This is a genomic window from Geodermatophilus siccatus (assembly GCF_900103785.1).
GTDB classification, from domain to species: Bacteria; Actinomycetota; Actinomycetes; order Mycobacteriales; family Geodermatophilaceae; genus Geodermatophilus; species Geodermatophilus siccatus.
In genome coordinates this window covers 583,922-610,059 of the sequence record NZ_FNHE01000001.1, presented here as the reverse complement: position 1 = coordinate 610,059, position 26,138 = coordinate 583,922, and the positions used below count along the sequence as shown (strand labels likewise).

General features: G+C 70.3%; 30 protein-coding genes. 27 read left to right on the top strand and 3 right to left on the bottom strand.

The genetic code is table 11. The features are described 5' to 3' along the window. Window positions 1-398 precede the first annotated feature (398 nt). Together rpoB and BLS21_RS02870 are read left to right on the top strand one after the other, a co-directional pair. Window positions 399-3,908, top strand: coding sequence for a DNA-directed RNA polymerase subunit beta (gene rpoB, locus BLS21_RS02875; protein WP_091213436.1), 3,510 nt, complete (start codon window positions 399-401; stop codon window positions 3,906-3,908). A 100-nt stretch (window positions 3,909-4,008) separates the two neighbouring features. Next, window positions 4,009-7,914 (top strand): DNA-directed RNA polymerase subunit beta', encoded by a 3,906-nt coding sequence (locus BLS21_RS02870; RefSeq protein WP_091213433.1) that lies wholly within the window; start codon window positions 4,009-4,011, stop codon window positions 7,912-7,914. A 257-nt stretch (window positions 7,915-8,171) separates the two neighbouring features. Here BLS21_RS02870 and BLS21_RS02865 read toward each other — a convergent pair whose 3' ends face one another. The 3 genes from BLS21_RS02865 to BLS21_RS02855 form a co-directional block, all read right to left on the bottom strand. Then, window positions 8,172-9,215, bottom strand: coding sequence for an LLM class F420-dependent oxidoreductase (locus BLS21_RS02865; RefSeq protein ID WP_091213831.1), 1,044 nt, complete (start codon window positions 9,213-9,215; stop codon window positions 8,172-8,174). Window positions 9,216-9,324: 109 nt separating this feature from the next. After that, window positions 9,325-9,540, bottom strand: coding sequence for a hypothetical protein (locus tag BLS21_RS02860; RefSeq protein WP_072919054.1), 216 nt, complete (start codon window positions 9,538-9,540; stop codon window positions 9,325-9,327). Between the two features lie 145 nt (window positions 9,541-9,685). Then, a complete protein-coding gene (locus BLS21_RS02855) occupies window positions 9,686-10,657 on the bottom strand; it encodes a hypothetical protein (RefSeq protein WP_091213429.1) in 972 nt (323 codons plus the stop codon). Between the two features lie 532 nt (window positions 10,658-11,189). Here BLS21_RS02855 and rpsL point away from each other — a divergent pair. From rpsL to rplO, 25 genes are all read left to right on the top strand, one after another. Continuing rightward, entirely contained in the window at window positions 11,190-11,564 is a 375-nt protein-coding gene (gene rpsL, locus BLS21_RS02850; RefSeq protein ID WP_012950487.1) for a 30S ribosomal protein S12, read from the top strand. 1 nt (window position 11,565) lies between these two features. Further along, window positions 11,566-12,036, top strand: coding sequence for a 30S ribosomal protein S7 (gene rpsG, locus BLS21_RS02845; protein WP_091213426.1), 471 nt, complete (start codon window positions 11,566-11,568; stop codon window positions 12,034-12,036). Between the two features lie 99 nt (window positions 12,037-12,135). Then, window positions 12,136-14,235 carry an elongation factor G gene (gene fusA, locus BLS21_RS02840; protein WP_091213423.1) on the top strand — a complete coding sequence of 700 codons (2,100 nt, stop codon included), beginning with the start codon at window positions 12,136-12,138 and terminating at the stop codon, window positions 14,233-14,235. A gap of 90 nt (window positions 14,236-14,325) precedes the next feature. After that, window positions 14,326-15,519: an elongation factor Tu gene (gene tuf / locus BLS21_RS02835; RefSeq protein WP_091213420.1), complete on the top strand. Its 1,194-nt coding sequence runs from the start codon at window positions 14,326-14,328 to the stop codon at window positions 15,517-15,519. Window positions 15,520-15,686: 167 nt separating this feature from the next. After that, a complete protein-coding gene (gene rpsJ, locus BLS21_RS02830; protein ID WP_014742859.1) occupies window positions 15,687-15,992 on the top strand; it encodes a 30S ribosomal protein S10 in 306 nt (101 codons plus the stop codon). A 15-nt stretch (window positions 15,993-16,007) separates the two neighbouring features. Continuing rightward, on the top strand, window positions 16,008-16,673 hold the full coding sequence (rplC, locus tag BLS21_RS02825) for a 50S ribosomal protein L3 (protein WP_091213417.1): 666 nt from the start codon (window positions 16,008-16,010) through the stop codon (window positions 16,671-16,673). Then, window positions 16,670-17,647 carry a 50S ribosomal protein L4 gene (gene rplD, locus BLS21_RS02820; RefSeq protein WP_245699977.1) on the top strand — a complete coding sequence of 326 codons (978 nt, stop codon included), beginning with the start codon at window positions 16,670-16,672 and terminating at the stop codon, window positions 17,645-17,647. The genes rplC and rplD overlap by 4 nt, the downstream gene beginning before the upstream one ends. Continuing rightward, window positions 17,644-17,946, top strand: a complete 303-nt coding sequence (gene rplW / locus BLS21_RS02815) for a 50S ribosomal protein L23 (protein ID WP_091213413.1) — start codon at window positions 17,644-17,646, stop codon at window positions 17,944-17,946. The genes rplD and rplW overlap by 4 nt, the downstream gene beginning before the upstream one ends. Before the next feature lie 44 nt (window positions 17,947-17,990). Further along, window positions 17,991-18,824 carry a 50S ribosomal protein L2 gene (rplB, locus tag BLS21_RS02810; protein ID WP_091213410.1) on the top strand — a complete coding sequence of 278 codons (834 nt, stop codon included), beginning with the start codon at window positions 17,991-17,993 and terminating at the stop codon, window positions 18,822-18,824. Window positions 18,825-18,847: 23 nt separating this feature from the next. Next, window positions 18,848-19,129: a 30S ribosomal protein S19 gene (rpsS, locus tag BLS21_RS02805; protein ID WP_012950478.1), complete on the top strand. Its 282-nt coding sequence runs from the start codon at window positions 18,848-18,850 to the stop codon at window positions 19,127-19,129. Between the two features lie 20 nt (window positions 19,130-19,149). Further along, window positions 19,150-19,614: a 50S ribosomal protein L22 gene (gene rplV / locus BLS21_RS02800; protein ID WP_091213408.1), complete on the top strand. Its 465-nt coding sequence runs from the start codon at window positions 19,150-19,152 to the stop codon at window positions 19,612-19,614. Next, complete coding sequence (rpsC, locus tag BLS21_RS02795; protein ID WP_091213406.1) at window positions 19,614-20,528, top strand: 30S ribosomal protein S3; 915 nt, start codon at window positions 19,614-19,616, stop codon at window positions 20,526-20,528. The genes rplV and rpsC overlap by 1 nt, the downstream gene beginning before the upstream one ends. 3 nt (window positions 20,529-20,531) lie before the next feature. After that, entirely contained in the window at window positions 20,532-20,948 is a 417-nt protein-coding gene (gene rplP, locus BLS21_RS02790; RefSeq protein WP_091213405.1) for a 50S ribosomal protein L16, read from the top strand. Continuing rightward, window positions 20,948-21,181: a 50S ribosomal protein L29 gene (rpmC, locus tag BLS21_RS02785; RefSeq protein WP_091213403.1), complete on the top strand. Its 234-nt coding sequence runs from the start codon at window positions 20,948-20,950 to the stop codon at window positions 21,179-21,181. Before rplP ends, rpmC begins: the two co-directional genes overlap by 1 nt. Next, a complete protein-coding gene (gene rpsQ / locus BLS21_RS02780; RefSeq protein ID WP_342705390.1) occupies window positions 21,178-21,492 on the top strand; it encodes a 30S ribosomal protein S17 in 315 nt (104 codons plus the stop codon). Before rpmC ends, rpsQ begins: the two co-directional genes overlap by 4 nt. 222 nt (window positions 21,493-21,714) lie before the next feature. After that, window positions 21,715-22,083 carry a 50S ribosomal protein L14 gene (rplN, locus tag BLS21_RS02775; protein WP_012950472.1) on the top strand — a complete coding sequence of 123 codons (369 nt, stop codon included), beginning with the start codon at window positions 21,715-21,717 and terminating at the stop codon, window positions 22,081-22,083. A gap of 2 nt (window positions 22,084-22,085) precedes the next feature. Beyond that, a complete protein-coding gene (gene rplX, locus BLS21_RS02770) occupies window positions 22,086-22,439 on the top strand; it encodes a 50S ribosomal protein L24 (protein WP_425431577.1) in 354 nt (117 codons plus the stop codon). 4 nt (window positions 22,440-22,443) lie between these two features. Further along, on the top strand, window positions 22,444-23,028 hold the full coding sequence (gene rplE / locus BLS21_RS02765; protein WP_091213401.1) for a 50S ribosomal protein L5: 585 nt from the start codon (window positions 22,444-22,446) through the stop codon (window positions 23,026-23,028). A 21-nt stretch (window positions 23,029-23,049) separates the two neighbouring features. After that, a complete protein-coding gene (locus BLS21_RS02760) occupies window positions 23,050-23,235 on the top strand; it encodes a type Z 30S ribosomal protein S14 (RefSeq protein WP_012950469.1) in 186 nt (61 codons plus the stop codon). A 156-nt stretch (window positions 23,236-23,391) separates the two neighbouring features. Further along, entirely contained in the window at window positions 23,392-23,796 is a 405-nt protein-coding gene (gene rpsH / locus BLS21_RS02755; RefSeq protein ID WP_425431576.1) for a 30S ribosomal protein S8, read from the top strand. Between the two features lie 12 nt (window positions 23,797-23,808). Beyond that, entirely contained in the window at window positions 23,809-24,348 is a 540-nt protein-coding gene (rplF, locus tag BLS21_RS02750; RefSeq protein WP_091213397.1) for a 50S ribosomal protein L6, read from the top strand. Further along, a complete protein-coding gene (rplR, locus tag BLS21_RS02745) occupies window positions 24,348-24,758 on the top strand; it encodes a 50S ribosomal protein L18 (RefSeq protein ID WP_091213395.1) in 411 nt (136 codons plus the stop codon). Before rplF ends, rplR begins: the two co-directional genes overlap by 1 nt. A gap of 31 nt (window positions 24,759-24,789) precedes the next feature. After that, window positions 24,790-25,404, top strand: a complete 615-nt coding sequence (gene rpsE / locus BLS21_RS02740) for a 30S ribosomal protein S5 (protein ID WP_012950465.1) — start codon at window positions 24,790-24,792, stop codon at window positions 25,402-25,404. A 1-nt stretch (window position 25,405) separates the two neighbouring features. Then, on the top strand, window positions 25,406-25,588 hold the full coding sequence (gene rpmD / locus BLS21_RS02735; RefSeq protein WP_091213393.1) for a 50S ribosomal protein L30: 183 nt from the start codon (window positions 25,406-25,408) through the stop codon (window positions 25,586-25,588). 25 nt (window positions 25,589-25,613) lie between these two features. Continuing rightward, a complete protein-coding gene (gene rplO / locus BLS21_RS02730; protein WP_091213391.1) occupies window positions 25,614-26,057 on the top strand; it encodes a 50S ribosomal protein L15 in 444 nt (147 codons plus the stop codon). Window positions 26,058-26,138: the final 81 nt, after the last annotated feature.

Here is a 26,138-nt window from a genome sequence, read left to right as displayed (position 1 = left end):
CCGGGGCCGGACGGGGTCCTGCTCGGGGTCTTTCCCGGGATCATCCCGGGCGTGGCGGCCCCACGGCCGCCCCGGGACTGGCATCATGGGCGAGCCGTCGACGACGGCCCGACCCGGCCCCGCTGGCCGGCTGCCCCTGCCGGGTGTGGTCCCCCTCGCGCGCGGACCCCCGACGTGGACAGCCTGCTCCAGCAGGGGTAAGGTTCTCTGTTGCGCTGCCCCCTGACTGCTTGCCCGCCGAGACGGGTCGCCTGGGGTGCCCGGGGGAACCCGTCCTCCGGATGCCCATCGACCGTCCGGGCAGGACGAACGCGGACAGCCCCGCCATTACCGACGACGACCCAGGACGAACCAGCACCCACCGCCCGCACGTCGTGAGGTCCTTGGAAGGACGCATCTTGGCAGGCTCTCGCCCCACCAGCATCAACCCTCGCACGACCGACTCCGGGCCCTACGGCCAGCAGTCGCAGGCCCCCCAGACCGGCCCCCGCACCGGTGAGGCCGACCAGCAGAAGATCCCGGGCGCGCCGCTGCGCGTCTCGTTCGCCAAGATCTCCGAGCCGCTCGAGGTGCCGGACCTCCTGGCCCTGCAGACCGCCTCGTTCGACTGGCTGATCGGCAGCCCCGAGTGGCGGGCCACCCTCTCCCCGGAGGAGCAGGCCGACGCCGTCGGCGGCCTGGCCGAGATCCTCGAGGAGATCTCCCCGATCGAGGACTTCAGCGGCTCGATGTCGCTGTCCTTCTCCAACCCGCGCTTCGAGGACGTCAAGGCGTCCCTCGAGGAGTGCAAGGACAAGGACATGACCTACGCGGCGCCGCTGTTCGTCACCGCCGAGTTCATGAACAACACCACCGGCGAGATCAAGAGCCAGACGGTGTTCATGGGCGACTTCCCGATCATGACGAACAAGGGCACCTTCGTCATCAACGGGACCGAGCGCGTCGTCGTCTCGCAGCTGGTCCGCAGCCCGGGCGTCTACTTCGACAAGACCCTGGACAAGACCTCCGACAAGGACGTCTTCAGCGCCAAGGTCATCCCCAGCCGCGGTGCGTGGCTGGAGTTCGACGTCGACAAGCGCGACACCGTCGGCGTCCGCATCGACCGCAAGCGCCGCCAGCCGGTCACCGTGCTGCTCAAGGCGCTGGGCTGGACCGAGGACCGCATCCGCGAGCACTTCCAGTGGTCGCCCACGGTGCTCGCCACCCTCGAGAAGGACCACATCGCCGGGCAGGACGAGGCGCTGCTGGACATCTACCGCAAGCTGCGGCCGGGCGAGCCGCCGACGCGGGAGAGCGCCCAGGCGCTGCTGGAGAACCTGTTCTTCAACGCCAAGCGCTACGACCTGGCCAAGGTCGGCCGCTACAAGGTCAACAAGAAGCTCGGCGTCGACGTCCCCCAGGGCACGCTGACGCTGACCGAGGACGACATCGTCGCCACCATCGAGTACGTGGTGCGCCTGCACGCGGGCGAGCCCGACCACGGCGTCGACGACATCGACCACTTCGGCAACCGGCGGCTGCGCACCGTCGGCGAGCTCATCCAGAACCAGGTCCGGGTCGGCCTCTCCCGCATGGAGCGCGTCGTCCGCGAGCGGATGACGACGCAGGACGTCGAGGCGATCACGCCGCAGACCCTGATCAACATCCGGCCGGTCGTCGCCTCCATCAAGGAGTTCTTCGGCACCAGCCAGCTGTCCCAGTTCATGGACCAGACCAACCCCCTCGCGGGCCTGACCCACAAGCGCCGCCTGTCGGCGCTGGGCCCGGGTGGTCTGTCCCGTGAGCGGGCCGGCATGGAGGTCCGCGACGTGCACCCGAGCCACTACGGCCGGATGTGCCCGATCGAGACCCCCGAGGGTCCGAACATCGGCCTGATCGGCTCGCTGTCGGCGTACGGCCGGGTGAACGCCTTCGGCTTCATCGAGACCCCGTACCGCCGGGTCCAGAACGGCGTCGTCACCGACACGATCGACTACCTGACCGCCGACGAGGAGGACCGCTTCGTCGTCGCCCAGGCCAACTCGCCGCTGGACGCCCAGGGCCGGTTCGCCGAGGACCGCGTCCTGGTCCGCACCAAGGGCGGCGAGGTCGACTACCTCGCGCCGGAGAGCGTCGACTACATGGACGTCTCGCCGCGGCAGATGACCTCGGTCGCGACGGCGATGATCCCGTTCCTCGAGCACGACGACGCCAACCGCGCGCTCATGGGCGCCAACATGCAGCGTCAGGCCGTCCCGCTGCTGCGCAGCGAGGCGCCGCTGGTCGGCACCGGCATGGAGCTGCGGGCCGCCGTCGACGCCGGCGACGTGGTCGTGGCCGAGAAGGCCGGTGTGGTCGAGGACTCCACCGCCGACTACATCACCGTCATGGCCGACGACGGCACCCGGCAGACCTACCGGCTGCTGAAGTTCCGCCGCTCGAACCAGGGCACCTCGATCAACCAGACCCCCGTCGTCGACGAGGGCCAGCGGGTCGAGGTCGGCCAGGTCATCGCCGACGGGCCGTGCACCGACGAGGGCGAGATGGCGCTGGGCAAGAACCTGCTCGTCGCCTTCATGCCGTGGGAGGGCCACAACTACGAGGACGCGATCATCCTGTCGCAGCGCCTCGTGCAGGACGACGTCCTGTCCTCGATCCACATCGAGGAGTTCGAGGTCGACGCGCGTGACACCAAGCTCGGTGCCGAGGAGATCACCCGGGACATCCCGAACGTCTCCGAGGAGGTCCTCGCCGACCTCGACGAGCGCGGCATCATCCGCATCGGCGCCGAGGTCGTCCCCGGCGACATCCTCGTCGGCAAGGTGACGCCGAAGGGCGAGACCGAGCTGACCCCCGAGGAGCGGCTGCTGCGGGCGATCTTCGGTGAGAAGGCCCGCGAGGTCCGCGACACCAGCCTCAAGGTCAAGCACGGTGAGTCCGGCAAGGTCATCGGCGTCCGCGTGTTCTCGCGCGAGGACGGCGACGAGCTGCCCGCCGGCGTCAACGAGCTGATCCGGGTCTACGTCGCCCAGATGCGCAAGATCTCCGACGGTGACAAGCTCGCCGGCCGCCACGGCAACAAGGGCGTCATCGCGAAGATCCTGCCGCAGGAGGACATGCCGTTCCTCGAGGACGGCACCCCGGTGGACATCGTGCTGAACCCGCTGGGCGTCCCGGGCCGGATGAACGTCGGCCAGGTCCTGGAGACCCACCTCGGGTGGGTCGCCAAGTCCGGCTGGCAGGTCGAGGGCACCCCGGAGTGGGCGGCCAACCTGCCGGAGGCCGCGCGTGCCGCCGCACCGGGCACCCGGACGGCGACCCCGGTGTTCGACGGCGCCCGCGAGGAGGAGATCGTCGGCCTGCTCAGCTCGACGATCCCGAACCGCGACGGCAACCGGATGGTGCAGCCCACCGGCAAGGCGCGGCTGTTCGACGGCCGCTCCGGGGAGCCCTTCCCCGAGGCGATCTCGGTCGGCTACGTCTACATCCTGAAGCTGCTGCACCTGGTCGACGACAAGATCCACGCCCGGTCGACCGGCCCCTACTCGATGATCACGCAGCAGCCGCTGGGTGGTAAGGCGCAGTTCGGTGGCCAGCGCTTCGGTGAGATGGAGTGCTGGGCGATGCAGGCCTACGGCGCGGCCTACGCGCTGCAGGAGCTGCTGACCATCAAGTCCGACGACATCCTCGGCCGCGTCAAGGTGTACGAGGCGATCGTCAAGGGCGAGAACATCCCCGAGCCGGGCATCCCGGAGTCGTTCAAGGTGTTGCTCAAGGAGCTGCAGTCGCTCTGCCTGAACGTGGAGGTCCTCTCCGGCGACGGCCAGGCGATCGAGCTGCGCGACACCGACGACGAGGTCTTCCGGGCCGCGGAGGAGCTGGGCATCGACCTGTCCCGCCGCGAGCCGTCGTCCGTCGAAGACGTGTGATCGGCCGCCGGCCGGCCCCGCTGACCAGGGGCCGGCCGGCGCCAACCAAGACCATCAGCAAGAAGTGCAGTAACGAGTCCCCGGGAAAGGGGTCCACTCAGTGCTCGACGTCAACTTCTTCGACGAGCTCCGCATCGGTCTGGCCAGTGGTGACGACATCCGTCAGTGGTCGCACGGTGAGGTGAAGAAGCCCGAGACCATCAACTACCGGACGCTGCGTCCGGAGAAGGACGGTCTCTTCTGCGAGAAGATCTTCGGTCCCACGCGGGACTGGGAGTGCTACTGCGGCAAGTACAAGCGCGTCCGCTTCAAGGGCATCATCTGCGAGCGCTGCGGCGTCGAGGTGACCCGCGCCAAGGTGCGCCGTGAGCGGATGGGCCACATCGAGCTGGCCGCGCCGGTCACCCACATCTGGTTCTTCAAGGGCGTCCCCTCGCGCCTGGGCTACCTGCTCGACCTGGCGCCCAAGGACCTCGAAAAGATCATCTACTTCGCCGCCTACCTGATCACCTCGGTCGACGACGAGACGCGCCACCGCGACCTCCCCACCATCGAAGCCGAGATCAGCGCGGAGAAGCACAACCTCGAGAACCGCCGCGACGCCGACGTGGAGGCCCGCCAGCAGAAGCTGGAGGCAGACCTCGCCGAGCTCGAGGCCGAGGGCGCCAAGTCCGACGTCCGCCGTAAGGTGCGCGAGGGCGGCGAGCGCGAGATGCGCCAGCTGCGCGACCGCGCCCAGCGGGAGATCGACCGCCTCGAGGAGGTGCTCGACACCTTCCGCAAGCTGGAGGTCAAGCAGCTCATCGCCGACGAGGGCCTCTACCGCGAGCTGCGCGACCGCTTCGGTGAGTACTTCGAGGGCGGCATGGGTGCCGCGGCGCTGCAGAAGCTGCTCGCCGACTTCGACCTCGACGCCGAGGCCACCTCGCTGCGCGAGACCATCCGCAGCGGCAAGGGCCAGCGCAAGCTGCGGGCCCTCAAGCGGCTCAAGGTCGTCGCGGCGTTCCAGCAGACGCGCAACTCGCCCATGGGCATGGTGCTCGACTGCGTGCCGGTCATCCCGCCGGACCTGCGCCCGATGGTGCAGCTCGACGGTGGCCGCTTCGCCACCAGCGACATGAACGACCTGTACCGCCGGGTCATCAACCGGAACAACCGGCTCAAGCGGCTGCTCGACCTCGGCGCGCCCGAGATCATCGTGAACAACGAGAAGCGGATGCTGCAGGAGTCCGTGGACGCGCTGTTCGACAACGGCCGCCGCGGCCGGCCGGTCACCGGCCCGGGCAACCGCCCGCTCAAGTCGCTGTCCGACCTGCTCAAGGGCAAGCAGGGCCGGTTCCGCCAGAACCTGCTCGGCAAGCGCGTCGACTACTCCGGCCGTTCGGTCATCGTCGTCGGCCCGCAGCTGAAGCTGCACCAGTGCGGCCTGCCCAAGCAGATGGCGCTGGAGCTGTTCAAGCCCTTCGTCATGAAGCGGCTGGTCGACCTCAACCACGCGCAGAACATCAAGTCCGCCAAGCGGATGGTGGAGCGGGCGCGACCGGTCGTGTGGGACGTGCTCGAGGAGGTCATCACCGAGCACCCGGTGCTGCTGAACCGGGCGCCGACGCTGCACCGCCTGGGCATCCAGGCCTTCGAGCCGCAGCTGGTCGAGGGCAAGGCCATCCAGATCCACCCGCTCGTCTGCACCGCGTTCAACGCGGACTTCGACGGTGACCAGATGGCGGTGCACCTGCCGCTGTCGGCCGAGGCGCAGGCCGAGGCCCGGATCCTGATGCTGTCGTCCAACAACATCCTGTCGCCGGCCGACGGTCGCCCGATCACCGCGCCGACCCAGGACATGGTGCTGGGCCTGTACCACCTGACCACCCTGGTGCCGAGCCGGCACGAGGCCGACGGCGGCACGCCGGCGGCCTACGGCTCCACCGCCGAGGCGATCATGGCCTTCGACAAGGGTGCGCTGGGTCTGCAGGAGCGGGCGCTGATCCGCCTCGACGAGGTGTTCGGCGTCGACAACGGCAAGGTCAACCCCGCGTGGGAGCAGCCCGAGGACTGGACCCCGGGTGCGCCGGCGCTGGTCGAGACCAGCCTGGGCCGGGTGCTGTTCAACGAGGCCCTGCCCGAGGGCTACCGCTTCGTCAACTACCAGGTGCCGAAGAAGGAGCTCGGGGCGATCGTCAACGACCTCGCCGAGCGCTACCCCAAGGTGCAGGTCGCGGCGACGCTGGACGCCCTGAAGTCGGCCGGCTTCCGCTGGGCCACCCGCTCGGGCGTCACGATCGCCATCGACGACGTGGTGACCCCGCCGGCCAAGCAGGAGATCCTCGACCGGCACGAGAACGAGGCCCGGCAGATCGAGCGCCAGTACGAGCGCGGTGTCATCACCGACGCCGAGCGTCGTGGCGAGCTGATCGAGATCTGGACCCGCGCGCGGGCCGAGGTCAGCCAGGCGATGGTGGACAACTTCCCGACCACCAACCCGGTCTGGGTCATGGTCAACTCGGGCGCCCGAGGCAACATGATGCAGATCAGCCAGATCGCCGGTATGCGTGGTCTGGTCGCCAACCCGAAGGGCGAGATCATCCCGCGGCCGATCAAGGCCAACTTCCGGGAGGGTCTGTCCGTGCTGGAGTACTTCATCTCCACGCACGGTGCCCGCAAGGGTCTGGCCGACACCGCGCTGCGGACCGCGGACTCCGGGTACCTCACCCGCCGGCTGGTCGACGTCTCGCAGGACGTCATCATCCGCGAGGAGGACTGCGGCACCGACCGCGGCGTGATCATGCCGATCGCCACCTCGGTGGACGGCGTGCTCACCCGTGACCCGCACGCGGAGACCAGCGTCTACGCCCGCGCCCTGGCCGCCGACGTGACGGCCGAGGACGGCACGCTGATCGCCCAGGCCGGGTCCGACCTCGGCGACGTCCTGATCAGCCAGCTGGTCGACGCCGGTGTCTCGGAGGTCAAGGTCCGCTGCGTCCTGACCTGCGAGTCGCTGCTCGGCACCTGCGCCACCTGCTACGGCCGCTCGCTGGCGACCGGCAAGCTCGTGGACGTCGGCGAGGCGGTCGGCATCATCGCCGCCCAGTCGATCGGTGAGCCCGGCACCCAGCTGACGATGCGCACCTTCCACACCGGTGGTGTCGCGGGTGAGGACATCACCCACGGTCTGCCGCGCGTGGTGGAGCTCTTCGAGGCCCGCGTCCCCAAGGGCAAGGCCCCGATCGCCGAGCTGGCCGGCACCGTCCGCATCGAGGACGGCGAGCAGTTCCGCAAGCTCACCATCACCCCGGACGACGGCTCCGACGAGGTCGTCTACGACAAGCTGTCGCGTCGCTCGCGGCTGCGGGTCGAGGACGGCGGCCACGTCGAGGTCGGCGAGCAGCTCACCGAGGGTGCGGTCGACCCGCACGAGGTGCTGCGGATCATGGGCCCGCGCGAGGTGCAGCTGCACCTGGTCCGCGAGGTCCAGGAGGTCTACCGGTCGCAGGGTGTGTCGATCCACGACAAGCACATCGAGGTGATCATCCGGCAGATGCTGAAGCGGGTGACCATCATCGACTCGGGCGCGACGGAGTTCCTGCCCGGTGCGCTGGTCGAGCGGACGCTGTTCGAGACCGAGAACCGTCGGGTCGTCGCCGAGGGCGGCGAGCCGGCCTCGGCCCGCCCGGTGCTCATGGGCATCACCAAGGCCTCGCTCGCGACCGAGTCGTGGCTGTCGGCCGCCTCCTTCCAGGAGACGACCAAGGTGCTCACCGACGCCGCGATCCAGGGCAAGAGCGACAGCCTGCTCGGCCTGAAGGAGAACGTGATCATCGGGAAGCTGATCCCGGCCGGTACCGGCATCAGCCGCTACCGGAACATCACGGTCGAGCCGACCGAGGAGGCCCGCGCCGCCGTCTACACGATGGCCGGGTACGACGACGGGCAGTACTACAGCCCCGACGTCTTCGGTCAGGGCAGCGGCGAGGCCGTGCGCCTGGAGGAGTACGACTGGCGGGGCTGATGGAGGACCTCCCCGCACCGCTCGCGAGCTCGCGGCGGGCCCCTGAGGGAGGCCGACCCAGCACGTAGCGGAGGGCCCCGCAGGTCGACGAGACCTGCGGGGCCCTCTGCGCTGTCCGGTGCTCTCGGTGATCGGCTCAGCTGATCCTCCCGGTTCCGGGCTCAGCACCAGTCGTGAGCCCGGAACCGGGGGAGTGGGCCAGGACGGCGACCTCTCGCCGCCGGCGCTCCTCCGTCACGTGACGGAACCAGCTGTCCTCAGCGGTCGGCGATCGTGCGCATGGTCTCGACGGTGCGGAGCCGACCCTCGGGGCTGCCGTCGAGGGGCTGCAGCACGAGCGTGGTCACCCCCGCCTCGCGGAAGGCGGCCACCCGCTCGGCGACGTAGGACTCCGGGCCGACGAGGGAGACCGCCCGCACCAGCTCCTCGGGGACGGCGGCGGCCGCCTCGTCCTTCCTGCCGTCGAGGTAGAGGTCCTGGATGGTGCGGGCCTCGTCCTCGTAGCCGTAGCGCCGGGCGAGGTCGTTGTAGAAGTTCTTGCCGCGGGCGCCCATGCCGCCGATGTAGAGGGCCAGCTGGGGGCGCACCTGCTCCAGCATCGGGTCGACGTCGTCCCCGATGGCGACCGCAACGCCCACGACGATCTGCAGGTCGCCCAGGGCCGGGTCCCGCTTGGCCTTCCCGGCGGCCAGCGAGTCCCCCCAGACGGCGCCCGCCCGCTCCGGCATGAAGAAGATCGGCTCCCACGCCTCGGCGATCTCGGCGGCCAGCTCGACGTTCTTGGGGCCGAGGGCCGCCAGCATGACCGGGATCCGGTCGCGCACCGGGGTGTTGATGAGCTTGAGCGGCTTGCCCAGGCCGGTGCCCTGCTCGGCCGGCAGCGGGATCGTGTACTTGGGGCCCTCGTGGACCAGCCGCTCCCGCCGCCACACCTGCCGGCAGATCTCCACGACCTCACGGGTGCGCTGCAGCGGGGCGTCGTAGGGGACGCCGTGCCAGCCCTCGATCACCTGGGGCCCGGAGGCGCCCAGCCCGAGGGTGAAGCGGCCGCCGGACACGAAGTCCAGCCCCGCGGCCGTCATGGCGGTCAGGGCCGGGGTGCGGCTGTAGATCGGGAAGATCCCGCTCATCAACTCGACGCGCCCGGTCACCGCGGCCAGGTAGCCCAGCTGGCTGACGGCGTCGAAGGTGTAGACCTCGGCGACGGTCGCGAGGTCGAGCCCCGCCGACTCGAGCTCGCGGATCTCCGCGGCGGTCTCGCGGAACCCCCCGCTGTAGCTGGCCTGGATGCCGATGCGCACGTCCACTCCCGTCGTCCCGCGGCGCCCTCGTCGGCGCCCCGGTGCACGCTATCGGCCCTCTGCGGGGCGCCGCCCCGAGCTCGTGAGGGGTGGGGAGGGGGGTCCTCTTTCAGAGCGGCCGGACGACCCCGACGACCTCGGTCACCACACGGACGCCGTCGACGTCCCCGGGCACCCGCTCGGCGGCGTGCGCGTCGGCCAGGTCCACCTTCACGACGTAGCCGCTGTCCCGCCGGGCCAGCCCGACACCGACGACGCCCGGGTCGGCCGCCAGGCGGTGACTGAGGGCGCTCTTGGCGGCTCGGGCGGACGCGCGGTCGGTCATGCACCCATGGTGCCCTGTCGGGTGGCCGGAGAACAGTGGAAGGACCCCTGCCGCCCGCCGCTCGCAGGCTCGCGGCGGGCCCCTGCAGCGGGCCTCCGTCCCCACCGCTCGCAGGCTCGCGGCGGCACCCTGCGGGGTCGTCAGGTCAGGAGGCGACCCACTGGAGGTCCAGGACCGACAGCACGGTGGCCAGGGGGTTGGCGAAGGTGACCCCGCCACCGGTGCGCCCGCCCGTCTCGCTGCCCGCGAAGAGCAGGCCGAGAGGCGCGCGGTCGGCGCTGCGCCAGATCACCGAGCCGCTGTCGCCGCCGGCGCTGAAGGCGCCCGCGACCCCGTCGACCTCGATCTGGTCGTCGAAGGTGTAGAGACCCTGGTCGTACTGCACGGCCACGCCGTCGACCTCCACGGCGCTGACCCTCCCGATCGTGTACCCGGTGGTGCGCCCGACCTTCTCCACCTGCTCGTCGGGCTCGACGTCGTCCACCTCGACGGGGTCGACCCCCAGCGGTCCGCCGGGGAGCCGGCTCGGCTCCAGCGGCACCTCGGCGTCGACGACGGCCACCGCCGCGTCCACCCGGTTGGCCCGGTCGGCGGTGAACCGCTCGAAGGCCGTCAGGGTGGCCACCCGGTCGGTCGTCGGGTCCCCGCCGTCGGCCGGGCCGGGCTGCAGCACCGGGTCGCCCACCGCGGCGGCGTCGCCGGCGGCCAGCACGTGGTTGTTGGACAGGATCGCCAGCCGCCCGCCCACCCGGACGAAGCCCCCGAGCGTCCCGGCCGTGACCGTCGGGTGGGCCACCGACAGGCCGGGGACGAGCGGCCGGGTGCGCCGCTGGAGCTCCTCCGGCGTCGGGGCGGTCAGCGCCCGGACGGTGCCGATGACGCGGACGTCGACCTCGGCGAGCACCGCGTCGTCCAGACCGGACAGGAGGACGTCGGCGTCCTCCTTCGCCGCCAGCCGGATGGCCAGGTGCGCCTGGCCCGGGCCGACGGGCGCCAACCCCAGGGCCGGGCGCGCCCACGGCTGTCCACCGGCGTCGCTGGCCGTCACCGTCCCGCCGGAACGGGCCAGCCGGGCCGACAGGTGGGCCTTCAGCTCGCGGGCGAGGTCGACGTGCACGGGGATCCTCCGATTGCGCTGGGTGGGCGTCCTGGCACCGACCGTAGGGCCGGGGTACGACAGTCCTGGACGGCCGGGGTGTCGGTCCGGCGACGAGCCCGCGAACGGGCCCGACCCGCTACAGTCGCGCCACCCCGGCGCGCGCCGGGTCCGCCCCGGGAACACCAGGTCACCAGACGGCGTTGACCCCGCGTACCCCGGTGGAGAGGGCTCGACCCTGCCCGCCGAGCCGTGACGGACCCGGCTTTGACCGGTCTCCGGCACGCGGGTATCGTGGTCAGCCGTGCCCAGGGTGCCCTGGGCCTGCTCCCGTTCGCGGTGCGCCTGCCGACAGGTGGTGGCGCCGAGTCGCGGGGGGCGACCGATCCGGTTCCAACCGCCGGCCGGTCCTGGGAAGGGCGACACGCCCGACCGCGGGGACCGGTGGTGCACCACGGCCGGAGGTGGGTACGACCCCGGCAGGACCGGCACCCGGCACAGCGAAGCACCGTCCACAGCACGACCCAGCGCAGGTAGGAGATCCAGGCCACCCATGCCCACGATCAACCAGCTGGTCCGCAAGGGCCGCGAGGACAAGGTCGAGAAGACCAAGACCCCGGCGCTGAAGGGCTCCCCTCAGCGTCGTGGGGTGTGCACCCGCGTGTACACGACGACGCCGAAGAAGCCGAACTCGGCGCTGCGCAAGGTCGCTCGCGTCCGCCTCACCAGTGGCATCGAGGTGACCGCCTACATCCCGGGCGTCGGCCACAACCTGCAGGAGCACTCGATGGTGCTCGTGCGCGGCGGTCGCGTGAAGGACCTGCCCGGCGTGCGCTACAAGATCATCCGCGGCTCGCTCGACACCCAGGGTGTCCGCAACCGCAAGCAGGCTCGCAGCCGGTACGGCGCGAAGAAGGAGAAGAGCTGACATGCCGCGCAAGGGCCCCGCACCGCGCCGCCCGCTGGTCGCCGACCCGGTGTACCAGTCGCCGCTGGTGACCCAGCTGGTCAACAAGGTGCTCGTCGACGGCAAGCGCTCGGTCGCCGAGGCGATCGTCTACGGCGCCCTCGAGGGCTGCCGCGCCAAGACCGACACCGACCCGGTGGTCACGCTCAAGCGCGCGCTGGACAACGTCAAGCCGGCCCTCGAGGTCCGCAGCCGCCGCGTCGGTGGTGCGACCTACCAGGTCCCGGTCGAGGTCCGCGCCTCGCGCAGCACCACCCTCGGCCTGCGCTGGCTGATCCAGTACAGCCGGGCCCGTCGCGAGAAGACGATGACCGAGCGCCTGATGAACGAGCTGCTCGACGCGAGCAACGGTCTGGGAGCCGCGGTCAAGCGTCGCGAGGACACCCACAAGATGGCCGAGTCCAACAAGGCCTTCGCGCACTACCGCTGGTAAGTGCCACACCGGCTGGCTCTGCCAGCCCCCGCGGCCGGCGGGTGTTCCGGGCCACCACCCGGACGCCGCACGCGGACCCGATCCAAAGAGGAGAGACAGATGGCCGACAGCAAGGCCACCCTCGCCAAGACCCGCAACATCGGGATCATGGCGCACATCGACGCCGGCAAGACCACGACGACCGAGCGCATCCTCTTCTACACCGGTATCAACTACAAGATCGGTGAGGTCCACGACGGCGCGGCCACGATGGACTGGATGGAGCAGGAGCAGGAGCGCGGCATCACCATCACGTCCGCCGCGACGAAGTGCTCCTGGAACGGCTACGACATCAACATCATCGACACCCCCGGGCACGTCGACTTCACCGTCGAGGTGGAGCGGTCGCTGCGGGTGCTCGACGGTGCCGTCGCGGTCTACGACGGTGTCGCCGGTGTGGAGCCGCAGACCGAGCAGGTCTGGCGGCAGGCCGAGAAGTACGGCGTCCCGCGCATGTGCTTCGTCAACAAGCTCGACCGCACGGGCGCGAACTTCTTCCGCTGCGTCGACATGATGGTCGAGCGGCTGGGCGCCAACCCGCTGGTGCTGCAGCTGCCCATCGGTGCCGAGGCCGACTTCATCGGCGTCGTGGACCTGGTGGCTATGCGTGCGCTGACCTGGCGCGGCGAGACCGCCATGGGTGAGGACTACTCGGTCGAGGAGATCCCGGCCGACCTTGCCGACCAGGCCGCCGAGTACCGCGAGAAGCTGCTCGAGACCGTCGCCGAGACCGACGACGAGCTGATGGAGGCCTACCTCGGCGGCGAGGAGATCTCCGTCGAGCGCCTGAAGGCCGCGATCCGCAAGGCGACCATCGCCGCGCAGGTCAACCCGGTCCTCACCGGCACCGCCTTCAAGAACAAGGGCGTCCAGCCGCTGCTCGACGCGGTCGTCGACTACCTGCCCAGCCCGCTGGACATCGAGGCGATCGTCGGCACCGCGCTGGACGGCGAGACCGAGGTCATCCGGCACGCCGACGAGAGCGAGCCGTTCTCGGCGCTGGCCTTCAAGATCCAGACCGACCAGCACCTCGGCAAGCTGACCTACGTCCGCGTGTACTCCGGGAAGCTCTCCTCCGGGTCCCCGGTGCTCAACAGCACCAAGGACCGCAAGGAGCGGATCGGCAAGATCTACCAGATGCACGCCAACAAGCGCGAGGAGCGCGAGGGCGTGGGCGCCGGCCAGATCGTCGCGGTCGTCGGCCTGAAGCAGACCACCACGGGTGACACGCTCTGCGACCCGCAGAACCCGGTCATCCTGGAGTCGATGACCTTCCCCGCGCCGGTCATCTCGGTCGCCATCGAGCCGAAGACCAAGAGCGACCAGGAGAAGCTGGGCACGGCCATCCAGAAGCTGGCCGAGGAGGACCCGACCTTCCAGGTCCGCCTCGACGAGGAGACCGGCCAGACGGTCATCTCCGGCATGGGCGAGCTGCACCTGGAGATCCTCGTCGACCGCATGCGGCGCGAGTTCAAGGTCGAGGCGAACGTCGGCAAGCCGCAGGTCGCCTACCGCGAGACGATCCGCAAGGCCGTCGAGAAGTACGACTACACCCACAAGAAGCAGACCGGTGGGTCGGGTCAGTTCGCGAAGGTCCAGGTCACCCTGGAGCCGCTCGAGATCAGCGGCGACTCGGCGACCTACGAGTTCGAGAACGCCGTCACCGGTGGTCGCGTCCCGAGGGAGTACATCCCCTCGGTCGACCAGGGCATCCAGGACGCCATGCAGTACGGCATCCTCGCCGGCTACCCCGTCGTGGGCGTCAAGGCCACCCTGGTGGACGGCCAGTACCACGAGGTCGACTCCTCGGAGATGGCCTTCAAGATCGCCGGCTCGATGGTCTTCAAGGAGGCCGCCCGCAAGGCCAGCCCGGCCCTGCTCGAGCCGATGATGGCCGTCGAGGTCGTCACGCCCGAGGACTACATGGGTGACGTCATCGGCGACCTGAACTCCCGGCGCGGGATGATCCAGGCGATGGAGGAGCGCTCCGGCGCCCGCGTCGTCCGGGCCCTGGTCCCGCTCTCGGAGATGTTCGGCTACGTGGGCGACCTGCGCAGCCGCACCCAGGGGCGGGCGAGCTACACCATGGTGTTCGACTCGTACGCCGAGGTCCCGGCCAACGTCGCCAAGGAGATCATCGCCAAGGCGACCGGCGAGTGACCCGCCGGGCGGGGTGCGTCCCCGCCCGGCCCCCAGCAAGCCCACCCCAGAGTTCGCGCACGACTGCGACACCACGAGGAGAGGAACCCAGTGGCCAAGGCCAAGTTCGAGCGGACCAAGCCGCACGTCAACATCGGCACCATCGGGCACATCGACCACGGCAAGACCACGCTGACCGCGGCGATCACCAAGGTGCTGCACGACAAGTACCCGGACCTCAACGAGGCGTCGGCCTTCGACCAGATCGACAAGGCGCCCGAGGAGAAGGCCCGCGGCATCACGATCTCGATCGCCCACGTCGAGTACCAGACGGAGAACCGTCACTACGCGCACGTCGACTGCCCCGGGCACGCCGACTACATCAAGAACATGATCACCGGTGCGGCGCAGATGGACGGCGCCATCCTGGTGGTGGCCGCCACCGACGGCCCGATGCCGCAGACCAAGGAGCACGTCCTCCTGGCCCGCCAGGTCGGCGTCCCCTACATCGTCGTGGCGCTCAACAAGGCCGACATGGTCGACGACGAGGAGATCCTCGAGCTCGTCGAGCTGGAGGTCCGTGAGCTGCTGTCCGAGTACGAGTTCCCGGGCGACGACGTCCCCGTGGTGCGCGTCTCGGCACTCAAGGCGCTCGAGGGCGACGCCGAGTGGGGCGACAAGCTCATGGAGCTGATGAACGCCGTCGACACCGCCATCCCCGAGCCGCAGCGTGAGGTCGACAAGCCCTTCCTCATGCCGGTCGAGGACGTCTTCACCATCACCGGTCGCGGCACCGTCGTCACCGGTCGCGTGGAGCGTGGCATCGTCAAGGTGAACGAGGAGGTCGAGATCGTCGGCATCCGTTCCTCGTCGACCAAGACCACCGTCACCGGCGTCGAGATGTTCCGCAAGCTGCTCGACCAGGGCCAGGCCGGCGACAACGTGGGCCTGCTGCTCCGCGGCATCAAGCGCGAGGACGTCGAGCGCGGTCAGGTCGTCGTGAAGCCGGGTTCGATCACCCCGCACACCAACTTCGAGGGCTCGGTCTACATCCTCTCGAAGGACGAGGGTGGGCGTCACACGCCCTTCTTCAACAACTACCGTCCGCAGTTCTACTTCCGGACCACGGACGTCACGGGCGTCGTGACCCTGCCGGCCGGCACCGAGATGGTCATGCCGGGCGACAACACCGAGATGACGGTCGAGCTGATCCAGCCGATCGCCATGGAGGAGGGCCTGCGGTTCGCCATCCGTGAGGGTGGCCGTACCGTCGGCGCCGGTCGCGTCACCAAGATCATCAAGTAACACCCCCGACGGGCGGCGGCACACCCCTGTGCCGCCGCCCGTCCTCGGGTGGCCGCGCCATGTGGGCACGGCCACCCATCCCGCTGGGGCCAGACCGGATGAGGTCCGGACCACCCGGCGTTCCCCAGCTACGAACAGACACCGATCGGCAGGAGCAGAAGACAGCGATGGCGGGACAGAAGATCCGCATCCGGCTGAAGGCCTACGACCACGAGGCGATCGACGCCTCGGCGCGGCGCATCGTCGACACGGTGACCAAGACCGGTGCGCGCGTCGTCGGCCCGGTGCCGCTGCCGACGGAGAAGAACGTGTACTGCGTCATCCGCTCGCCGCACAAGTACAAGGACTCGCGCGAGCACTTCGAGATGCGCACGCACAAGCGCCTCATCGACATCCTCGACCCGACGCCGAAGACGGTCGACGCGCTCATGCGCATCGACCTGCCGGCCTCGGTCGACGTCAACATCCAGTAAGGGCAGTCAGCAGACATGGCGAGCACATTCCGTGGTCTCCTCGGCGAGAAGCTGGGCATGACCCAGGTCTTCGACGAGAACAACCGCATCGTGCCGGTGACCGTCGTCAAGGCGGGCCCGTGTGTGGTGACCCAGGTGCGCACCCCCGAGGTCGACGGCTACAGCGCCGTCCAGCTCGGTTTCGGTGAGATCGACCCGCGCAAGGTGAACAAGCCCGAGGGCGGGCACTTCGCCAAGGCGGGCGTGACGCCGCGGCGCCACCTGGTGGAGCTGCGCACGAAGGACGCGTCGGACTACACGGTCGGCCAGGAGCTGACCGCCGAGGTCTTCGACGGCGTGGCCAAGGTCGACGTCATCGGCACCAGCAAGGGCAAGGGCACGGCCGGTGTCATGAAGCGGCACGGCTTCCGCGGCCTGGGTGCCGCGCACGGCACCCAGCGCAAGCACCGGTCGCCCGGTTCCATCGGCGGGGCCTCGACGCCCGGCCGCGTGTTCAAGGGCCTGCGCATGGCCGGCCGCATGGGCGCGGTGAAGACGACGACCCTGTCGCTCAACGTGCACAAGGTGGACGTCGAGCGCGGGCTGCTGCTGATCAAGGGCGCGATCCCCGGCCCGAAGGGCGGCCTCGTGCTCGTCCGCTCGGCCGTCAAGGGCGGGCCCGTGGGGAGTGAGAACCAGTGACCACGTCCATCACCGGTGGGGCCACCGACACCCGGACCGACCGGCAGGTCGACGTCCGGACCCCGGCGGGGGAGACCTCCGGCAGCGTCACGCTGCCCGGTGAGCTCTTCGACGCGTCGGCCAACGTCTCGCTGATGCACCAGGTCGTGGTGGCCCAGCTGGCCGCCGCGCGCCAGGGCACGCACGCGACGAAGACCCGTGGCCAGGTCAGCGGCGGTGGCATCAAGCCCTACCGCCAGAAGGGCACCGGCCGCGCGCGGCAGGGCTCGATCCGGGCGCCGCAGTTCACCGGCGGTGGCACCGTCCACGGCCCCCAGCCGCGCGACTACTCGCAGAAGACCCCCAAGAAGATGAAGGCCGCCGCCCTGCGCGGCGCCCTCTCCGACCGGGCCCGCGAGAACCGCGTGCACGTGGTCAGCACCTTCGTCGACGGCGACGCCCCCAGGACCAAGGCCGCGCTGGCGACCCTGCAGTCGGTCACCCAGGCCAAGCGGGTGCTCGTGGTCCTCGACCGCGACGACACGCTGAACTGGGTGAGCCTGCGCAACCTGCCGCAGGTGCACCTGCTCGAGGCCGGCCAGCTCAACACCTACGACGTGCTGGTCGCCGACGAGGTGGTCTTCACCGAGGCCGCGCTCGCCGAGTTCGTCTCGGGCCCGGCCAGGGGTCGCGAGGTCGCCAAGCCCGACCTGACGACGCCGGACGTGCCGGGTGCCATCCCGTCGATCCAGCCGGCCGAGGGCACCACCGACCTCGACCTGGGCGAGAGCCCGGCCGAGCCGGCCCCGGGGACGACGTCCGCCGCGAGGACGGCCGCGCCGACGGCCACCACGCCGCAGGAGGCCGCTCCGGCCACCGCCGCCGAGGCCGCCGCGGCTCCGGTCGCGCAGGCCGAGGCCGCCAACGCCGGTGCCGACGCCACGCCGCCCACCGAGGACGGCACCACCGACGCGACCCCCGAGGAGAAGGCATGAGCGTCCGCGACCCCCGGGACGTCCTGCTGTCCCCGGTCATCTCGGAGAAGAGCTACGGGCTGCTCGACGAGAACCAGTACACGTTCGTCGTCCTGCCCGAGGCCAACAAGACGCAGATCAAGATCGCGGTCGAGCAGGTCTTCAACGTGAAGGTCCTCGGCGTGAACACGGTCAACCGCCAGGGCAAGCGCAAGCGCAGCCGGGGCAACAAGCTCGGCAAGCGCAAGGACACCAAGCGCGCCATCGTCTCGCTGGCACCCGGCGACCGCATCGAGATCTTCGGTGGTCCCGGCGCCTGAGCGCCGCGACCGATCGGACCAGAGACAGAGGAACTGAGTCAGCAATGGCTATCCGCAAGTACAAGCCGACGACGCCGGGCCGCCGCGGCTCCAGCGTCGCCGACTTCGCCGAGGTCACCCGCGACCATCCCGAGAAGTCGCTGGTCCGGCCGCTGCACGGTCGCGGCGGGCGCAACGTCCACGGGAAGGTCACCGCGCGGCACCAGGGCGGTGGGCACAAGCGCGCCTACCGGGTCATCGACTTCCGCCGGGCCGACAAGGACGGCGTGCCGGCCAAGGTCGCGCACATCGAGTACGACCCGAACCGCACCTCGCGCATCGCGCTGCTGCACTTCGCCGACGGCGAGAAGCGCTACATCATCGCGCCGGCCCGGCTCAAGCAGGGCGACACGGTGGAGTGCGGCCCCTCGGCCGACATCAAGCCGGGCAACAACCTGCCGCTGCGCAACATCCCCGTCGGCACGGTGGTCCACGCCATCGAGCTGCGGCCCGGTGGCGGCGCCAAGATCGCCCGCTCGGCCGGCACCAGCGTCCAGCTGGTCGCCCGTGAGGGCCGCCTGGCGCAGCTGCGCATGCCGTCGGGCGAGATCCGCAACGTCGACGTCCGCTGCCGCGCGACCGTCGGCGAGGTGGGCAACGCCGAGCAGTCGAACATCAACTGGGGCAAGGCCGGCCGCATGCGGTGGAAGGGCAAGCGCCCGACCGTCCGCGGTGTCGCCATGAACCCGGTGGACCACCCGCACGGCGGTGGTGAGGGCAAGACCTCCGGTGGTCGCCACCCGGTGAACCCGAAGGGCAAGCCGGAGGGCCGCACGCGCAAGCGCAAGGCCAGTGACGCCCTGATCGTGCGCCGCCGGCGCACCAACAAGAAGCGCTGAGCGGGTAGAGGAGTCCGACAGACATGCCACGCAGCCTCAAGAAGGGCCCGTTCGTCGACGACCACCTGCTCAAGAAGGTGGACGCGCAGAACGACAAGGGCACCAAGAACGTCATCCGGACCTGGTCGCGTCGTTCGACGATCATTCCGGACATGCTCGGCCACACGATCGCCGTCCACGACGGCCGCAAGCACGTGCCGGTCTTCGTGACCGAGGCGATGGTCGGGCACAAGCTCGGCGAGTTCGCCCCCACCCGCACCTTCCGTGGGCACGTGAAGGACGACCGCCGGTCCCGGCGCGGCTGACCAGGTAGAGAGAGATCCCCATGACATCCCAGCTGGGACAGGAGACGCCGGTCGCCCGGGCCACCGCCCGGTTCGTCCGCGTCACCCCCATGAAGGCACGCCGGGTGGTGGACCTCATCCGCTACCTGCCGACCGACGAGGCCCTGGCACTGCTGCGCTACGCGCCGCAGGCCGCCAGCGAGCCGGTCCTCAAGGTGGTCGCCAGCGCGGTCGCCAACGCCGAGCACAACCTGCGGCTCGACCCCGCGGCGCTGGTCGTCAGCGCGGCGTACGTCGACGAGGGCCCGACCCTGAAGCGGATCCGTCCGCGCGCCCAGGGCCGCGCCTACCGCATCAACAAGCGGACCTGCCACATCACCGTCGAGGTCGCGGAGGTCTCCTCCAGCACCGAGCTCGCCGGCAAGTCGCGCACGGCCCGCCGCCGCACCGGCCAGTCCGGCCCGGCTGCGCAGCAGAAGAGCAACACGAGGGGAGGGACCCGCTAGTGGGTCAGAAGGTCAACCCGCACGGGTTCCGTCTGGGCATCACCACCGACTACAAGTCCCGGTGGTACGCCGACAAGCTGTACAAGGACTACGTCAAGGAAGACGTCGCGATCCGCAAGCTCATGTCCAAGGGCATGGAGCGGGCCGGCATCTCCAAGGTCGAGATCGAGCGCACCCGCGACCGGGTCCGCGTCGACATCCACACCGCCCGGCCGGGCATCGTCATCGGCCGCCGCGGCGCGGAGGCCGACCGCATCCGCGGCGAGCTGGAGAAGCTGACCGGCAAGCAGGTGCAGCTGAACATCCTCGAGGTGAAGAACCCCGAGGCCGACGCGCAGCTGGTCGCCCAGGGCGTCGCCGAGCAGCTCTCCAGCCGGGTGAGCTTCCGCCGCGCCATGCGCAAGGCCATGCAGTCGGCCCAGCGCAGCCCGCAGGTCAAGGGCATCCGGGTGCAGTGCTCCGGTCGCCTGGGCGGCACCGAGATGAGCCGGTCGGAGTTCTACCGCGAGGGCCGCGTGCCGCTGCACACCCTCCGGGCGAACATCGACTACGGCATCTACGAGGCCCGGACCACCTTCGGCCGCATCGGCGTGAAGGTCTGGATCTACAAGGGCGACGTCAGCGGCTCGCGTGCCGAGCGGGAGGCCCTCGAGGCCCTCGCCGCCCGGCAGCAGCGCCGTGAGCGCTCGCAGCGGCCGCGTCGCTCGGGCTCCTCGGGCACCACCGCCGGCGGGACCGAGGCCGGCCGCGCCGCCGCCGAGTCCTCGACCGGCCCGGCCGTCGACACCACCGACAGCGCGGTGGCCGCGACCTCCGGCGAGGTCGCTGCCCAGCAGTCCGTCGCCGACGCCGCCGGCCCCGAGGCCACCGCTGCGGCCGAGACCACGGCCGCGCAGAACCCCACGGAGGGCTGACACGTGCTGATCCCACGGCGCGTCAAGCACCGCAAGCAGCACCACCCGAGCCGCTCGGGTCGTGCCAAGGGCGGTACCCAGATCAACTTCGGCGAGTACGCCATCCAGGCGCTCGAGCCGGCGTACGTGACCAACCGGCAGATCGAGTCCGCTCGTATCGCCATGACCCGCCACATCCGCCGTGGCGGGAAGGTCTGGATCTCCATCTACCCGGACCGCCCGCTCACCAAGAAGCCGGCCGAGACCCGCATGGGTTCCGGAAAGGGCTCGCCGGAGTGGTGGGTCGCCAACGTCAAGCCGGGCCGGATCATGTTCGAGCTGTCGGGCGTGGCCGAGCCGGTGGCTCGCGAGGCGATGCGCCGCGCGATCCACAAGCTGCCGATGAAGTGCCGCTTCATCACTCGTGAAGGAGAGGTGTGATGGCCGCCGGTCTGACCGCTCCCGAGCTGCGTGAGCTCTCCGCCGAGGAGCTCGCCACGCGGCTGCGCGAGTCGAAGGAAGAACTGTTCAACCTGCGGTTCCAGGTGGCCACCGGCCAGCTGGACAACAACCGGCGGCTGCAGACCGTCCGCCGCGACATCGCCCGGATCTACACGATCATGCGCGAGCGCGAGCTGGGCCTCTCGGTCGCCCCGAGCGAGGGTGTGGCATGAGCGAGCCCCAGTCGGCGGCTACGTCGAACACTGCTGCCGCGTCGGGCCCCGGCCTGGCCGGCCGTGGCTACCGCAAGGTCCGCGAGGGCCTCGTGGTCAGCGACAAGATGGACAAGACCATCGTCGTCGAGGTCGAGGACCGCGTGAAGCACGGCCTCTACGGCAAGGTCATCCGTCGCACCAGCAAGCTGAAGGCCCACGACGAGCAGCAGGTCGCCGGCATCGGTGACCGCGTGCAGATCATGGAGACCCGGCCGACGTCGGCCACCAAGCGGTGGCGGCTGGTCGAGGTCCTCGAGAAGGCCAAGTAGGCCGGCCGGGGGCCCACGCGGTCCCCACCGGATGCGCCCTCCGGGGCGGGTCCAGGAGCGAGTACCCTGGACGACTGGCGCGCCCTACGGGTGCGCGCCCATCCCGGTACCCGTGCTCGGACGCACCGGCGGCTGACGCTGCCGGTGCGTCCGCACGTGGGTACCGGACAGCCGGTTCACCGTTCCGGCCCGGCTGTCACAACTGAGATCAGGGAGTAGGACGTGATCCAGCAGGAGTCGCGACTGCGGGTCGCCGACAACACCGGTGCGAAGGAGATCCTCTGCATCCGGGTGCTCGGCGGGTCGGGGCGACGCTACGCGGGCATCGGCGACGTCATCGTCGCCACCGTCAAGGACGCGCTGCCCGGTGCGGGGGTCAAGCGCGGCGACGTCGTCAAGGCCGTCGTCGTCCGCACGGTGAAGGAGCGTCGTCGTCCGGACGGCTCCTACATCCGCTTCGACGAGAACGCCGCCGTCATCATCCGCGACAGCGGCGACCCGCGCGGTACGCGCATCTTCGGCCCGGTCGGCCGTGAGCTGCGCGACAAGCGCTTCATGCGGATCATCTCGCTCGCTCCGGAGGTGCTGTGACCATGGCTGCGAAGAAGGACACGACGGCCAAGGCGCCGTCGATGAAGGTCAAGAAGGGCGACACCGTCGTGGTGCTGGCCGGCAAGGACAAGGGCGCCAAGGGCCGGGTGATCGCCGCCTACCCGAAGCTGCAGAAGGTCCTCGTCGAGGGCGTGGGCCGGGTCAAGAAGCACACCCGGATCAGCTCCAACCAGCGTGGTGCCCAGTCGGGCGGGATCGTCACGCAGGAGGCTCCCATCCACGTGAGCAACGTGATGGTGATCGACTCCGAGGACAAGCCGACCCGGGTCGGCTACCGCAAGGACGAGGAAGGCCGCAGCATCCGGGTCTCGCGGCGCACCGGTAAGGACCTCTGACGCCATGAGTGCACCCACCCGTGAGCTGCCCCGCATGCTCGCCCGCTACCGCGACGAGATCGTCCCGGCGCTGCAGAACGAGTTCGGCTACGAGAACGTCATGCAGATCCCGCGGCTGACCAAGATTGTCGTCAACATGGGCGTCGGCGAGGCCACGCGTGACGCCAAGCTGATGGACGGCGCGGTCCGCGACCTGACCGCCATCACCGGGCAGAAGCCGGCCGTCGTCCGGGCCCGCAAGTCCATCGCCCAGTTCAAGCTGCGCGAGGGCATGCCGATCGGCGCGAAGGTCACCCTGCGCGGCGACCGCATGTGGGAGTTCCTGGACCGGCTGCTGTCGCTGGCCCTGCCCCGCATCCGTGACTTCCGCGGCCTCAACGCCAAGCAGTTCGACGGTCACGGCAACTACACGTTCGGCCTGACCGAGCAGTCGATGTTCCGCGAGATCGACGTCGACAAGATCGACCGTCCGCGCGGCATGGACATCACGCTGGTCACCACCGCCACGAACGACGAGGAGGGTCGCGAGCTCCTCCGCCTGCTGGGCTTCCCGTTCGCCGGCCAGCCCGTCGTCACCACCACCCGCTGAGCCGGGGGAGGAGACACCCACATGGCCAAGAAGGCGCTGATCAACAAGGCGGCCCGCAAGCCGAAGTTCGCGGTCCGCGGCTACACCCGGTGCCAGCGGTGCGGTCGCCCGCACTCGGTCTTCCGCAAGTTCGGCCTGTGCCGGATCTGCCTGCGGGAGATGGCGCACGCCGGCGAACTGCCGGGCGTCAGCAAGAGTTCCTGGTAACGCAAGAACCCCATGGCCTCGTCCAGAGGCTCGGCCCGAGTTCGCGAGGGTCGAGAGGGACGAGGTCCTTCGACGATCGCCGATAGGCCCTGCGCCAAGTCCCCGAGACCCGGCGCACGAGGAACCGCGGCGAGAGAGGCAACACCCGACATGACGATGACCGACCCGATCGCGGACATGTTGACGCGGATCCGGAACGCCAACCAGGCGTACCACGACTCCACGACCATGCCGTCGTCCAAGCTGAAGACGCACATCGCCGAGATCCTCCAGCAGGAGGGCTACATCGCCGGCTGGACCGTCAACGAGGTCGAGAAGGACGGCGCCACCCGCAAGGAGCTGGTGGTGGACCTCAAGTACGGCCCCAACCGTGAGCGGAGCATCGCCGGCGTCCGGCGCGTCTCCAAGCCCGGTCTGCGGGTGTACGCCAAGTCCAACGCGCTGCCGAAGGTGCTCGGCGGCCTCGGGGTGGCCATCATCTCCACCTCGACCGGGCTGCTGACCGACCGCCAGGCGAACAAGAAGGGCGTGGGTGGGGAAGTCCTCGCCTACGTCTGGTGAGGAGCGAGTGACATGTCGCGGATCGGACGACTGCCGATTCCCGTGCCCGGTGGCGTGGACGTCACCATCGACGGCCAGACGCTGAGCGTCAAGGGTCCCAAGGGCACGCTGAACCACACCGTCGCCTCGCCGATCACCGTCGAGCGCGGCGAGGACGGCACGCTGCAGGTGCAGCGCCCTGACGACGAGCGGGAGAGCCGGGCCCTGCACGGGCTGTCGCGCACGCTCATCGCCAACATGATCACCGGCGTCACCGAGGGCTACACCAAGACCCTCGAGATCGTCGGCGTCGGGTACCGCGTGCAGGCCCGCGGGTCGGACCTCGAGTTCGCCCTGGGCTACAGCCACCCGGTGCCGGTGAGGGCCCCCGAGGGCATCACCTTCACGGTCGAGTCCCCGACCCGTCTGCGGGTGACCGGGATCGACAAGCAGCTGGTGGGCCAGGTCGCGGCCAACATCCGTGGACTGCGCCGTCCGGACCCGTACAAGGGCAAGGGCGTGCGCTACCAGGGTGAGGTCGTCAAGCGCAAGGTCGGGAAGACGGGTAAGTGATGGCACAGACCGAGAAGAGCGGTGCTCGGGTGCACAAGCCCGTGGGCACCGACGTCAGCACCGCGCGGCGGGTCTCCCGCCTGCGCCGGCACACCCGGCTGCGCAAGCGCGTGGCGGGCACCCCGGAGCGCCCGCGCCTGGTGGTCAACCGCAGCTCGCGGCACATCCACGTCCAGGTCGTCGACGACACCGTCGGCCGTACCCTGGTGAGTGCCTCGACGCTGGACGCCAGCCTGCGCAGCGCCGAGGGCGACAAGTCCACGCTGGCCCGCCGGGTCGGCGCCCTGGTGGCCGAGCGCGCCAAGGCCGCCGGCATCACCGCGGTCGTCTTCGACCGGGGCGGCAACCGGTACCAGGGCCGCATCGCGGCGCTGGCCGACGGCGCCCGCGAGGGCGGCCTGGACTTCTGATGAGCTACGAGCAGATCGAGAGGGACGTCTGATGCCAGGACCACAGCGACGCGGCGGCGGCGCCGGCGGCGGCAACGACCGCCGCGACCGTCGTGACGGCGGGCGGGGGCCCGGCGGCGCGCCTGCCGAGAAGAGCAACTTCATCGAGCGCGTGGTGGCCATCAACCGCGTGTCCAAGGTCGTCAAGGGTGGTCGGCGCTTCAGCTTCACCGCCCTGGTGATCGTGGGCGACGGGGACGGCACCGTGGGCGTCGGCTACGGCAAGGCCAAGGAGGTGCCCGCGGCCATCGCCAAGGGCGTCGAGGAGGCCAAGAAGCACTTCTACAAGGTGCCGCGCATCGCCAGCACCATCCCGCACCCCGTGCAGGGTGAGGCGGCGGCCGGCGTCGTGCTGCTCAAGCCGGCCAGCCCCGGTACCGGTGTCATCGCCGGTGGCCCGGTGCGTGCCGTGCTCGAGTGCGCGGGCATCCACGACGTGCTCTCCAAGAGCCTCGGGTCGTCGAACCCGATCAACATCGTGCACGCGACCATGCAGGCGCTGAAGGAGCTCGTCCGTCCCGAGGAGATCGCGGCCCGCCGCGGTCTGCCGCTCGAGGACGTCGCTCCCGCCGCGATGCTGCGGGCGCGCGCGGGCCAGGGGGTCTGAGATGGCGCAGCTGAAGGTCACCCAGACCCGGTCGGCGATCGGCACCAAGCCCAACCAGCGCCAGACGCTGCGCTCGCTGGGGCTCAAGCGGATCAACGACTCGGTCGTCCAGGAGGACCGTCCCGAGATCCGCGGGATGGTCGCGACGGTGCCGCACCTGGTCACCGTCGAAGAGATCAGCTGAGCCACGGGCGAGAAGGGACGCTGACATGACTCTCAAGGTCCACCACCTCCGTCCGGCCCCCGGTGCCCACACTCCCAAGACCCGCGTGGGTCGCGGTGAGGGCTCCAAGGGCAAGACGGCCGGTCGCGGCACCAAGGGCACCGGCGCGCGCGGGAACACCTCCGCGCGCTTCGAGGGCGGGCAGACGCCGCTGCACATGCGGCTGCCCAAGCTCTCGGGCTTCAAGAACCCGAACAAGGTCGTCTTCCAGGTCGTCAACCTCGACCGGATCGCGGCTCTGTTCCCCCAGGGCGGCTCGGTGAACCCCGACTCCCTCGCCGAGGCCGGCGCCGTGCGCCGTGGCCAGCCGGTGAAGGTGCTCGGCACCGGCGACCTGGGCGGTGTCCAGGTGCACGTGCACGCGCACGCCTTCTCCGCGTCCGCTGCCGAGAAGATCGGCGCGGCCGGGGGCAGCACCACCCGCATCTGATCGCCGATGACCCCGGGGCACCCGCTGCGCCCCGGGGTCATCTGCTGCCCGGCCCTCCCATCGAGCGGCCGGGCTCGTTGC